This window comes from Lysinibacillus sp. NPDC058147 (genome assembly GCF_042884205.1).
Classification (GTDB): domain Bacteria; phylum Bacillota; class Bacilli; order Bacillales_A; family Planococcaceae; genus Lysinibacillus.
The window spans coordinates 15,033-27,688 of sequence record NZ_JBHVUJ010000004.1 but is presented as its reverse complement, the minus strand read 5'-3'; the positions used below and the strand labels follow the sequence as shown (position 1 = coordinate 27,688).

At 33.7% G+C, this 12,656-nt stretch carries 10 protein-coding genes; 2 read left to right on the top strand and 8 right to left on the bottom strand.

The features are described 5' to 3' along the window. Positions 1-43: 43 nt before the first annotated feature. Both ACFVT8_RS12825 and ACFVT8_RS12820 read right to left on the bottom strand, forming a co-directional pair. Positions 44-439: a VOC family protein gene (locus ACFVT8_RS12825; protein ID WP_387080627.1), complete on the bottom strand. Its 396-nt coding sequence runs from the start codon at positions 437-439 to the stop codon at positions 44-46. Between the two features lie 153 nt (positions 440-592). Then, on the bottom strand, positions 593-1,477 hold the full coding sequence (locus tag ACFVT8_RS12820) for a LysR family transcriptional regulator (RefSeq protein WP_387080625.1): 885 nt from the start codon (positions 1,475-1,477) through the stop codon (positions 593-595). A 462-nt stretch (positions 1,478-1,939) separates the two neighbouring features. On the opposite strand from ACFVT8_RS12820, the gene ACFVT8_RS12815 reads away from it, so the two are divergent. Further along, complete coding sequence (locus ACFVT8_RS12815; protein WP_387080623.1) at positions 1,940-2,707, top strand: sulfite exporter TauE/SafE family protein; 768 nt, start codon at positions 1,940-1,942, stop codon at positions 2,705-2,707. 70 nt (positions 2,708-2,777) lie between these two features. Here ACFVT8_RS12815 and hblA read toward each other — a convergent pair whose 3' ends face one another. The 6 genes from hblA to ACFVT8_RS12785 form a co-directional block, all read right to left on the bottom strand. Next, on the bottom strand, positions 2,778-3,890 hold the full coding sequence (gene hblA / locus ACFVT8_RS12810; protein ID WP_387080620.1) for a hemolysin BL binding component B: 1,113 nt from the start codon (positions 3,888-3,890) through the stop codon (positions 2,778-2,780). Positions 3,891-3,912: 22 nt separating this feature from the next. Then, positions 3,913-5,145, bottom strand: a complete 1,233-nt coding sequence (hblD, locus tag ACFVT8_RS12805; protein ID WP_387080618.1) for a hemolysin BL lytic component L1 — start codon at positions 5,143-5,145, stop codon at positions 3,913-3,915. A 24-nt stretch (positions 5,146-5,169) separates the two neighbouring features. Next, positions 5,170-6,483: a hemolysin BL lytic component L2 gene (gene hblC / locus ACFVT8_RS12800; RefSeq protein ID WP_387080616.1), complete on the bottom strand. Its 1,314-nt coding sequence runs from the start codon at positions 6,481-6,483 to the stop codon at positions 5,170-5,172. Positions 6,484-6,927: 444 nt separating this feature from the next. Continuing rightward, positions 6,928-7,971, bottom strand: a complete 1,044-nt coding sequence (locus ACFVT8_RS12795; RefSeq protein ID WP_387080613.1) for a Fic family protein — start codon at positions 7,969-7,971, stop codon at positions 6,928-6,930. Positions 7,972-8,552: 581 nt separating this feature from the next. Beyond that, a complete protein-coding gene (locus ACFVT8_RS12790) occupies positions 8,553-9,470 on the bottom strand; it encodes a YncE family protein (RefSeq protein ID WP_387080611.1) in 918 nt (305 codons plus the stop codon). 512 nt (positions 9,471-9,982) lie between these two features. Continuing rightward, positions 9,983-10,450 carry a hypothetical protein gene (locus ACFVT8_RS12785; RefSeq protein WP_387080608.1) on the bottom strand — a complete coding sequence of 156 codons (468 nt, stop codon included), beginning with the start codon at positions 10,448-10,450 and terminating at the stop codon, positions 9,983-9,985. A gap of 760 nt (positions 10,451-11,210) precedes the next feature. On the opposite strand from ACFVT8_RS12785, the gene ACFVT8_RS12780 reads away from it, so the two are divergent. Then, a complete protein-coding gene (locus ACFVT8_RS12780; protein WP_387080605.1) occupies positions 11,211-12,608 on the top strand; it encodes a hypothetical protein in 1,398 nt (465 codons plus the stop codon). The last annotated feature ends 48 nt before the right edge of the window (positions 12,609-12,656 follow it).

Below are 12,656 nucleotides of genomic sequence, written 5' to 3'. Positions count from 1 at the left end.
CAGACAACCTATTAAAAAATAATTTTATGCAATTATTTAGATGCTATTTTGCATTTTTATCGGGTTGATGAATTCCAAATACATTGCCTTCGGTATCAATATAGTATCCCTGCCATGCCATTCCAGGAAGAGCATATTTCGGCATTGCAACCGTGCCACCATTCTCAAGAATTTTAGCTTCTGTTACATCGTAATTTTCCACACCCATTGTACAAGCAAATCCATTTAAAGCTTGGTTTGGTTCCGGAGAAGCACCTTGACGTTGCATTAAAGCACCATCGATTCCATGCTCATCCTGATTGCCAGTCACCGCTCCAAAGTAAGGCATTCCTGCGTAATCACTCCAGTCTTGAAATGACCATCCGAATACCTCTCCGTAAAATTTCTTTGCACGTTCCATGTCATTTACATGAATTTCAAAATGAACTAATCTCCCCATCATATCCTCCTAGTTATTAAAGCATTTACTCTTACTAGAATTAACTGTGTCTAACTAAAATAACTATATATTATTATTACTTGGAAAGGAAATAAATAATTCTGAATATAAAATGGAGTCGTTAAGTAATTGCTTGTTTCCGATTTTTCATTGTTAATTTATAGTGTTTAAATGATCTTTTAAAAACTGAATAAATGGATGCTCTTCTATATCTGATTTGCGTGTACATATAAATAAACTTTGCTGAATATCTGCATGTTCTACATATACCCGAGCTAGTTTCCCATTTGCTATACTTTCCGTTACACTGTAGGAGGGTGCTAAAGTCATACCGTACCCTGCTTCTACTACTTTAATCGATTCATGTAAGCCCTGCATTTGAAGTCCTAATTTAGGTAATGGACCGTTAAACGTGTAAAAAACCGACTTCAATAAATCAAGTGTCGAGCTACCACGTTCCCGATAAATAAAGTCCTCATTCGATAATTTGAAAATGGGGACAGTTTGATTTGCTAAAGAATGTGATGGGTGAACAACAAACCAAAAAGGGATATCTAATATTTTTTCAAACTGTAAATCAGGGTGGCCAATTTTATTTTGTACGACAAAGCCAAAATCTACTTCATAATTAAGAACTTGCTCTTCCACAGATTTCACATTGCCCAACGATACAAAAAATTCAATGTGAGGATTAGCAAGCTTATACGCTGCTATAATAGGCGGGAGTATATAGTTTATTGGTATATAAGAAGAAGCAATATGTATTTTTTCTTCCTTCGCTAAAAATTTACCGAGCTTTTCATCAATTTGTGCTTCTAAATAAAACAACCGCATTCCCTGCTCATATAAAAACTTCCCCTCAGGAGTTAATTGAATGCCACGTCCTTTCCCTTCAATCAATTTTGTCCCTATTTCGCTCTCTAATTTCCGAATTTGAATAGTGACAGCTGGCTGGCTAAGAAGCATTTTATTCGCTGCTGCGGTAATTCCTCCAAGCTTTGCTACATTCGTAAAAATCCTTAATGCATGCAAATTCATTTCATTCACACCTTTCTATCAATCAATTTCGCCTTGGCGTAATTGTAGCTGACGCTTTGCTTTCGCTACAGATAAACAATGCGTCCGGATTTTAAATTGTGCTCGGGCCTGCACGAGGGCCGACACGATGTCGGTCATTTCGGCAATGGCAATGCCACAGGACGTGGCGTTTTTACCGATGCAGGCCCGTTAGCCGTTTTCGCAGGATGCGAAGGTTTTAGGAAAACATCCTTATATTCATTCCTTTCAAAATCCGTGACATCCGCCGGAGGCTTTGGGCCAACATGATGTTGGTCACTCAGTCGTTGCCACAGGATGTGGCGTTCTTAGACTGAGTTCCTCTATTTCAGTGGGTGTTAGAACACCTACTGAATGAAGGATAAATTTAATTTATGAATAAGCAATTTATATATATTTGTTTTATGTATTATTTAGCAGTAATTTAGATGTAGAGGTGATTTGATGGAAATTTTACTACATGAATGGTTATCAGTAAAGGGATTTATTTTATTTACAATTGGCTTACTCGCAGCAGTTATTGGTGTTCTTTTTGGTGCTGCAGGCTTCGTTTTGTTACCTGCAATGTTACTTATTGGGGTTCCAATTCATACAACCGTAGCTGTTAATAAATTCGCGACAGGAATTTCAGCCTTATCAAATGTCGTATCGTTTATAATTAAAGGACATTTATCGTTAAAGAAATTCACATCTTTAATAATGATATCTAGTTTAGGAGGTGTATTGGGCGCATTTTTAGCCACTCGATTATCAGAACAAGTCATGAATATTGTAGCTTGTGTATTCTTAATTTTCGCATTTTTCATTGTGCTTTGCAGTAATAAATTTATGGTACAGGATAATAAAAAGACAGAGGAACAACCAATTAATAAACTCATTCCATTTGCGATTTCAATATATGATGGCGGTTTTGGACCAGGCTCAGCTCTAATGAATGTAACCTATCATCTTAAAAAGCAATATACCTATATAAAAGCAGTTGAGTTAACAAGAATTATTACGTTTTCAAGTTGTACAGGTGCATTTCTCTTTTACTACTTTACAGGCATTGTTAATTGGGGAATCGCCATTCCTGTTTCAATTGGCTCTATCGTTGGCTCATTCTTAGGTTTAAAGATAATTCCTTATATCAAAACTAAATGGATTCAAAATTTATTACCCATCATTTTTTTCTTGCTGATCGTTCAGGTCGTATCGGATTTATTGATATAACACAACAAAAATAAAAAGCAGATTTGGAAAATGGAATATTCCCCAAATCTACTTTTCTATTGAAAACAGGTTATATTTTTAATTCTTTTATCCCTGCTTTTAATGTGTCTGCATCTACTTTTAATGTTCTCCAGCTGTCTTTAGCTGATTTCAAGTTAGGTAGTAAAAATTTGAATTTATTTTGTTCCGCTTTATCAGATGCATTCTCTATATGTCTTAGTACGCCCGAGTATTGAGAGTCTAAGTCATTCCATTGTGCAGACATAAAAGTAAGAGCATTAATGGCATCATCGAGGGCATTGTACATCTCACTAATATTACTATGTGCTATTCCGACTACACGATTTAATGTGGTTTTATAATCAACTGTCTGATTTAATTGTGCTAATAACGGTTCTAATTGACCTAATTGATCTCTAGCTACCCCCAGCATGATACCACCAGCAATCCAAGTAGGAATAGAGGGCACAGATACTGTTATTATTCCATCGGACTCTAATTTTTTATAATAGTTTACAGAATCTAAAACTTCTTTTAGTCGCTTTTGATCATCCTCAACTGCAACCCCTTGGTTTTTTAAAATCGACTGTAAAAGATCTTTGTTACTGCCAAATGCTCTAACATCTTGTCCAATAGCGTCTCTTAATTTAGTTAATTCTTCTATTAATTGTTGTGCATACTTTTGATTTTGTTGAATTTCTTCTCGTAAATCTGTAATCCCTTCTATTAACGTCTCTCCATCTCCTGTATTAATGGCCTCTACTATTATGTCATAATAATTTTCGAATTTTGTATCGTATTCAATAATACCTGTCAATGTATCTATTAGCTGTTTTTTTACTTTTGTATCCCATGTTAAAGCATGTGCTCTTGCATCCTTTTGATCTTGTACAATTTTACCAGGTAAATCTGGATAGCCCTTAATATTTATTCCTTCAAAGTTGACATCCGGATTCTTAATTAGCATATAAGAATAGGCATTCATAGATTTTGCAAAAAGCCCCGCCTTTTGCAAGGTTTCCTTCATCTTCACTTCGTTTGCTGAAAGAGACGTCTCACTAGTGTTAGTTTGCTCAATCTTACTTGTCTCAGCAAATGTTGCTACTGGAGATACTACAGCTGTAGTTGTCAAAGTTAAAAACGTCGATACAGCGAGTACTTTGTAAAGAGATGTTTTATTCATTTTAAATTCCTCCTACTGTATTTCAGTTCTTTTCTTCTTGTTTAAAGGCAATGTCTTTTGCAATAAATTCTGCATCTTGATGAATATCATTCCAACTTTGTTTAGCAGCTTTTAAATCATCAGGTATTAAAGAGAGCTTGTGTTCTTGCATTTCATCTATATTATCATATAGATCTTTATAATTTGCCCCCATTGTATTCCATTGTTGCTGAATATTCGTTAAAGACATGATCGCTTGATCCACTGTTTGATACAAATATGTCAGAGTATCTTTGGCGTTTGTAAGTGCAATAACTGCTTGGTTAGCGAAATCGGCTTTCATCGTTAATTCTCCAATTTTATTGGAAATTTCATTATAGGAGTTCATATGATTAGATGCCGTAACACCAGCTGCTGTTCCTAAACCAATACCAGCTGAACCGAGAACTGCAAGACCACCTACAACAGCCGGTGTTGCTGTTCCGCCAGTCACAACAATGACTACCCCTCCTGCAATAGTTCCAATAACTAAAACAGCTGCTCCCAACCCACCACCAATTGACCATGCTAATACATCGTCAAAATGGGCCTTCTGAGTGGAACGTAAATTCTCAATTTCAGCTTGAAGTTGTGGAATCAATGCTTGTTTTCCCGCTAATATTGCCGTTAATCCACCTTTCCCATCTGGACCACCAATATTATTTTTAAAATCTATAGTATTTGTATATAGCTTTGTTTTGAAGGTTTCTAACATCTTTATGACGTCTGTAACTTCTTGTGAATTTGTATCAATCGTACTGATTAAATCACCAATACCTTCTTTTAGTCCTTCCTTGTCTTTCTTTTTTACAGTGTCTATTAATATGTCGTAATAGTTATTAAATTGTTCATCATAATTGACAATATTTCGTGCAATCTTTTGAATTTTTGGCTTCGCCGTATCTAACCAATAATTCGCATTGATTCGAGACAGTTCCTGATTAAGGTGAATATTTTTGATTAATTCTCCTCCTTCAGAACCTAAATCAATATTGGATAGGTTTACATCTGGCTGTTTAATCATAGTTTTTGCGTATAAATCCATTACAAGAATATGAGACCCTGTTTCAGCTAACGCTTTCTTCAATCCTTCAGGTCCTAATGTATAATAATTCCCTATTTTTTGTTCTTGAGTGACCTGTTCTTGCGCAAGCGCTTGAATAGTGCCACTATTAGTTGCGGTTATAACCGTTGCCAAAGTAGCCACGGTTAACACTTTATATGAAAATTTCTTCATATCTAATTTCCCCCTATTAACATATCAAAATTTATGAACCTGTTCTTCTAGTTGACTTATTACACTTTTTAATCGTCTTAATGTATCTTTTTGAGATAGATTGTTATCAGCTTCAGTACTTAATTTTGCGATACTATTTTTTATTAAATTCAAATCTTCTTTATAGCGTTTCAATAGGTCAAGTTCTACATCCACTTGGCTAGCAAATGTATGCAAATCATGTTGCATAAAAAGAAGCATTGATTTTTGTAAGTCTGCTATCGATAGTTTCGTTGTTAAATCATATAATTTTTGGTTTTGTTGCTCTAAACCATCCAAATATGCTCGTTGTTCTGCCTTTAATTTATTTACTTCAGCGAAGGTACTATATGTTTTTTTGATTTTTTCTGGGTCAATTACTTTCATAAGGTCATACTCTTTCGCTTTTGTAGCTGCTGCTGCTGCAATTTCACCTTTATTATTTTTCTCAATTGCTTCACGCACTTCTTTTTTGGCTGCTTCAATCTCTAAAGCAGATTTACCACTTTCTTTTGCTTCTTGCTCTGCTTTTTTCTCTGCTTCTAAAATAGCGTTGTTAATTTCTCTTCCTTTGTTATACGCTACCGCCGCTGTTTGAGCAGCTGGTTCAATGATATCTTTTGAAAGACTATAGATCTCTTGGAATATTTTTAGTCCTTGCTCATTTAAAGCTCCTGGTAGAAAGGCGATTTTTTGCAAATCATCTTGAATTGACTTTTTAGTATTTAGTAATTCATCTTTTAGCTTATCAATTTTCCCTGTTCCCTCTGAACTTAGTACTCCCTGTGCTTTTGCCACATCAGTATCGAGATCTTTAAGTTTTTTATCAAGCTGTAATTGAAGATCTGTTAATTCATTAATTTGATATTGAACATTTTCTTGGTTTGTCATAACCATTTCTTGAAGGACTTCCAGCCTATCCAGGAAACCTTCCTTATCTTCCTTATTATCTACATATTCTTTTAATGTTGGATAATAGTTATTAAATTTTGTGGCAAATCCTTTACTTTTCGAATTTATTAGCATTAACTTTGGATAATGTTCCGATGACCATTCTTTCATATCCTGTTTTATTAGAAATTGCTCTGTGTTTAAAGCTGGTACTTCCTCTAGCTGTACATTAGGGCTTATTAAAGCCTGATCTAAATACATTTGAATCAATTTAGACTGTGCACCTAATTTTCTTAAAGATGAGGAAATAGCTATGTTCTCTTCTTTAATTTCCGCTTGAGCTATAGGCGTTGTAAAAGTATGTAAAGGAATAACCCCCGTAGTAAAAATAGACGTCATCATTAATCCTGTAATAATTTTCTTTTTCATTTTGTTTACCTCCTTATACTTATAGTTTTAGGAAAGATTCTTGCCAAAAAATTTATGCCTTCCTGTAATGTAAATATTAGGTATAGTCACATTTTTTAGCAAATTGCAGTTAAAATAAACTATTTTACGTGCAAAATAGTTTATTTTAACTGTATTTTTAATTCTAAAATTGATTAATATAAACAAAATAAAAACGAAAGTGTCATAATATGGTGGAAATCAACAGATTGAAGTTGCAATATTGACATATTTTTTCCAATGGGATGATTAGTTTTTTTTGTGATAAAGAGGCAAAACAAATACTTTCGTTGGAATATTTTATTAATCGAAAGCTTTTCATTCCTTGAAATTTAAAAAACACCAATTGCCGATTAAAGATTGGCAATTGGTTCTTAGATTTTTGATTTGTTTAGTAGAAACTGATAAGCCCCGAAAAGGTGTAGATTAAGATTCTACTTTCATCCAGCGCGCATTTCTCCCTTTTGAAATAAGTTTGATTTCGCCCAATAATTGTAAATCAGTTAATGCTTTACTAATTGTACTTTCAGCTATATCTGGATAAATACTTCGAATGCATTCTTTTGTAAAAGGTTGTTTTTGATTATGAATAAAATTCTGGATTCGCTCTACCTTTGTATGTTTACATATAGAATCCAGTACTCTACTATGTAGATCTTTATAAGCCTCTAACAGAATAATTAAGAACTCTTTTAACCAGAAGTTAATATTATGCCCATCACAGTACCAGTTAACCGATGATTTATATATAGCTTCATAGTATTCTGATTCTCTTTTCTTTATATATTCATCTAAACAAACATATTTTACAAATGTATGTCCGCTTTTTACTAATAGTAATTGCATGATCATAAGTGTTAATCTACCATTGCCTTGACTAAAAGGAATTATGCAGTAAAAATTCAATATAAAACGAGCTATCAATATAAGTGAAGGTAACTCTTTTTTACGATTTAATAAATTGTACTGGTTACATAATTGTTCTATTGCCCGTGGAATATTTTCAGGTGAAAGAGGACGATAGCAAATCGTATGCATCCCTTTTTCGGGAAGCCCTGGGATAGAAAATGGCTTTTGGCGCCATTTTGCACCGTCAGAGGTATTATAATGAATTAATTGAAAATGCAATTCTTGTATAGTATCTGGACTAATAGAAAAAGTACAAGATTTTTTATGTACAAGATTCAGTGTCTCATAATAACAAAATATCGCATCTTCCGAAATGGATTGGGGGATTATATCATCTAAAATAAGTTCTTTTAATCGCTTATTTGAAACTTTTATATCTTCATAAACTGAAATATAGTTTTTTATGTATTGTAAGGGTATCGCTTTTTCAAGGCTAGTGAATATATCAGGTCTTTGCTCTTTATAAGCTGTCAACATACCTTTATATTCACTAATTTCACTGACTAAGCTTATTAGCTGTTGCTCAATATTTATGTACGGGTCATCGAAAAAATTTCTCATTTTGTTCCTCCTGTTATTATCTCTTAATGCTCTATTACAATAAATTTTTACTTTTTAGGAATTCCTAATGTTATTCGAGTATTACTATTCGAATAACATCCGGTTTCATAGAGCTTTAACTTTCTAAAAAAAGAGGATAATTTTTATTTTGTATAAAGTTAATATGACTTTGAAATTACTTATTTATTTCAAAAAGTGGATGTATCGTAAATATAGACGTTAGACGTTGGACATTATTAAATATCGGAATATTATCTTTTAAATGTACTGATTTTTATTATTTTTTGTGACATTTTTTATATGTATTTTTCTTATAGTTAAAACTACTTAATTTTTAGAAATGTATAATCACTATGTTTACTTCCCAGCACTTGGTGTACCGAGCAACATGAGGAACGGACACAAGAAAAATTAGGCTACTTAACGCCCATTGAATATGGGAACTAAGTAGCCTAAAGGTTATTTTATGTGTGTTCCAAAAACCGCTTTTAATCGAAGTGGTACAGCTTTTTGAAATTAATGATTGTCAAAGGAATAAAACTGTATTTAATTTTCCGAAGTGTTTTTGCACCCGGTGCAGGTCACTTCTTTAAAACAAATCCATTTTTCCAAGTCCCAATAAATATCAGTTCATCATTATTAATATATTCAGCAAAACATACATATTCGATTGGCACCGAATTAATCAGAACAAGTTGTTCTATTTGTACTAAATATAAAATATGGTTGTAAATTATTAGAACAGAGTCTTCTGATTTAGAAAGGTGAATACTATCTGCCACTGAATTTGGAATTTCATTTGGTAATTTTATTTTATTTTCAATAATACTAAAATTATTATTTACTAATAAAATTTTATTTCCTAAGACAATAAGATATTGTTCCTTTGATTTTATATAAACAATCTTATCCCAAACAAATTCGGTTTTAATTAACTCATGTTCGATTTTATCATTTTTTAAATCTACAACAAGTACATTAAAGATGAAACGTTCCGTCTCATTACGCGCGCTTTCGATTGTAAAAATGGACTTACCCTCAATTTGTTGATTACAGGTGATGAATTGTATACCCTCATTAGGAATAGATAGGATTGGAGAAATCATATTCGCTTTCAGACCTATTGCGACAATTTGTTCAATTCCATCCGTTTTAACAACATCCACTATTTTATTTTGTTCATGGTTAAACAAAAATTTCCCTTCAATCATTTCGACGGATTTAGTATTTTTAAAAATCGAAACCACTTCAAAATTATTCGTTTCGTATACATAAATATTTCCTAACGTATTTTTTACTATAAGATATCTTTCATCATCTGAAAATAATAGTTGTGATGGATGAGCTGGTTTTTTTAATCTATGTATTTCTTCTCCTGAATGAAAATCATGGATCATAGTGCTCCCCGCATTACATCTGGCTACCAATCCTTTTTTCTTCGCATATGATAATGAATAAGACGTTTTAAATTTATAAATAAGGTTCAGACCTAACATCATATCCCCCTTAAAGTGGTGATAATTTCCTCTGTATACTGTATCACATATCTACTGCTATAACAGCAAGTATAGGGGCATATAAAAGTGGTATGGCAATTTCATCGACCATCATTACTAGGTTATTATTCCCCTAACTATAGCTATTCAATTAAAGGATTCATCGTAAACTACAAATAAAACAACAACAACAATGACACCGATTATACAAAAAATATTCCATGCTTTCATTAGGGTAACTAAACAGCCTTTGCTATTTCTGTAAATATATAATCCTCCGATATTTAGTGTTAGTATACCTATAAAACTTATTATTAATTTTATATTCAATTTCTATCTCCTATTGATTAGAACCATGATGTACCGTGTTTTCTAAATACATGACTTGCAACATAATAATAATTCAACTTCTTGTACAAATCGTAATATTTCCATCAATACGTTGGGGAGCACAGCGGTATGGGTTAATTAAGACAATATAACCCCCTTATGGTAGTCTCTCGTTATATAAAACTCTATAATCTTATCCCATTATTTTTTGATTGAATTATGAAGTGATTCGTTTCTTCAGTATAATGACCTACATTAAACTCATTTAGATTTATTAAATCCTTATAATGTTTTGGAATAGGACAATCCCACTTTATATTTTCTAACTTAAGTGGGAAGTTGTTTTCATTAGGGTTAGGGGTATGGATAAAAACTGCATCTAATCCTGCGTCTTCATCAACTAAATCTATCCAAGATTGATAAGGTTTTTCAAATACTTGAAGATTTTCTAATAAGTTATTGTATAAAATTATATGAGCCTTTATATGCTCTCTTCTTAACTTCAAACTACTATTTCCAAGTCCATAAAAATCAAGATGAGTATGCCAGAAATCAAACCATCCTTCCTCTCCAAAATCTAAATCATAGTGCGCTACGTCTAGTTCCCTAGATAAATTACGAAAATAACGCTTTTTCCCACGAAATTTTTTCAATGATAATTTGCTCCTTTATCTAATCAGATTATGTTTACTTTTAAAAGGAATATACTCGATTACTTAAGTACTACACTACAAATTAATAATTTTTCTAAAAAACTTCTCAAATCATCAACCATCCCAAAACTTAACATATATTTTTAGGTATCCTTCCAAGTACATCCAATATATATTATCATCGTTTCCATTACTAATTATATAGAAATATATAGTTGGTATTTTTTTACATCAAAAAAGTTGTCGTGCGCACTTATCTAATCATTTCTAGTCTTTTATGAAATTCGTGTTCCTCGGACCGGTGTTTTGCCTCCAGATTCCTGTCACCACGGACGCCCTTGCTCTTAACTAACCTCAAATTTTGTCTTCGAGTTTGGACTTGTACCCTGTAGTTCATACAATGAAGGGCACACACCAAAAAGACTTAGAAAAATATCCTAAGCCTTCAATCTTTTGTATTATTGTGTATCAAATCATCTAAAGATGGTGCCAATCCTTATTCGATTTCATTTAATTTAATATGTTGTTGGCCAGTTGGCTTAACTTTAGAAAGTTCTATTGTAGCAAGCTATAAATATTTATTCACCGCATTAGCAAGTTTTCCTTCTGCGCTAGCAATCTTTATATTCCCTCTCCTCTATACTTCTTCATTATTAATACATATTTCAATGCTACTTAAGTCGAAATTTTTCAAAACCATCACCAACTTTTTTCCCCTTCATATTCTATAGAATCAGATCGAATTTTGAGGGGGAAACGTATGGGGATTGAATTCACGGCTCTCCATTGGATTTACGTTGTTTTTATTGTCCTTATCATTGGCTTTATGGTTAAACGTCGCGATACCACCCTCATTTGTGTACTAGGCATATTTATGTTAGCAATCGTTGCTACAGGCGATTTAACTTCGTCCATTAGTGGTGTTTTTAACAGTTTTATTTATGCCATCACTGAGCTTTTGTCGACCATTCTCATAATTTCTATTATCGTTGCCATGAGTCGAGTGTTAATGGCCTCGGGTATAAATGAAGTCATGATTGCTCCATTTACGAAAATCATAAAAACACCTGCTTTAGCTTACTGGACGATTGGTCTGTTAATGATGTTTATTTCTTGGTTTTTCTGGCCTTCACCTGCTGTCGCACTTTTAGGGGCGGTTTTGTTACCTGTTGCTCTACGTGCAGGCTTACCAGCACTCGGTGTGGCAATGGCGATGAATTTATTTGGTCACGGAATAGCTCTCTCAAGTGATTTTGTTATACAAGGAGCTCCGAAGCTAACTGCTGATGCTGCTGGTATCCCAGTTAGTGAGGTAATGACTGCTAGTATTCCCCTTGTTATTACAATGGGCGTTGTAACAACGCTAGTCGCCTATATCTTTTTACGACGTGATATAAAGCGTGGATCAGCGGATTTATATACTACAAATGACACAAATGAAGCCGTAGAACAAGTAATTGTTGAAAACCTACTGACACTCGGACAAAAACGCTTTTTCGCAGTACTTATTCCAATTGCCTTTGTATTCGATGTCATTGCCATGTCTATCTTAAAATTACAAGGTGGAGATGCAACAGCTTTAATAGGAGGGACTTCTGTCTTTATCCTACTATTGCTTTGCGTTGTAGCTCATAAAAAACAAGGGCTTGAAAAGACAACAAGCTATTTAATTCAAGGATTCCAATTCGGATTTAAAGTGTTTGGACCGGTTATTCCAATCGCAGCCTTTTTCTATCTAGGAGATTCCGGATTTACGAAAATTATTGGTGACTACTTACCAGCCGCTTCACACGGTATTGTCAACGATCTCGGTGTGGGCCTAGCTGCGGTAGTTCCATTAACAAAGGGAATTGCAGTCGTCACTTTAGCAGTCGTTGGCGCCATTACAGGCTTAGACGGTTCTGGCTTCTCAGGTATTTCCTTGGCAGGTTCCGTCGGTAGTCTGTTTGGCAATGCTATTGGTGGAGGTACTGCAACGTTAACAGCTTTAGGACAAATAACAGCGATCTTTGTAGGAGGAGGAACGTTAATTCCCTGGGCACTAATCCCAGCTGCTGCAATTTGTAATGTTAGCCCATTTGAACTTGCAAGGCGTAATTTATTGCCAGTGGCGATCGGTCTTGTGATTACAACTATTGTTGCTGTGTTTTTAATATAACATTGTAAAAGTAAGGAACTCTTTTAGTGGTTTCTTACTTTTTCTTTT

What these genes read in the sequence shown, in the direction of transcription:
- ACFVT8_RS12790 (WP_387080611.1), bottom strand. Translation starts at nt 9,470, where the DNA reads ATGATGTTAGGTCTGAACCTTATTTATAAATTTAAAACGTCTTATTCA.
- hblD (WP_387080618.1), bottom strand. Translation starts at nt 5,145, where the DNA reads ATGAAGAAATTTTCATATAAAGTGTTAACCGTGGCTACTTTGGCAACG.
- ACFVT8_RS12825 (WP_387080627.1), bottom strand. Translation starts at nt 439, where the DNA reads ATGGGGAGATTAGTTCATTTTGAAATTCATGTAAATGACATGGAACGT.
- ACFVT8_RS12815 (WP_387080623.1), top strand. Translation starts at nt 1,940, where the DNA reads ATGGAAATTTTACTACATGAATGGTTATCAGTAAAGGGATTTATTTTA.
- ACFVT8_RS12795 (WP_387080613.1), bottom strand. Translation starts at nt 7,971, where the DNA reads ATGAGAAATTTTTTCGATGACCCGTACATAAATATTGAGCAACAGCTA.
- hblC (WP_387080616.1), bottom strand. Translation starts at nt 6,483, where the DNA reads ATGAAAAAGAAAATTATTACAGGATTAATGATGACGTCTATTTTTACT.
- ACFVT8_RS12820 (WP_387080625.1), bottom strand. Translation starts at nt 1,477, where the DNA reads ATGAATTTGCATGCATTAAGGATTTTTACGAATGTAGCAAAGCTTGGA.
- ACFVT8_RS12780 (WP_387080605.1), top strand. Translation starts at nt 11,211, where the DNA reads ATGGGGATTGAATTCACGGCTCTCCATTGGATTTACGTTGTTTTTATT.
- hblA (WP_387080620.1), bottom strand. Translation starts at nt 3,890, where the DNA reads ATGAATAAAACATCTCTTTACAAAGTACTCGCTGTATCGACGTTTTTA.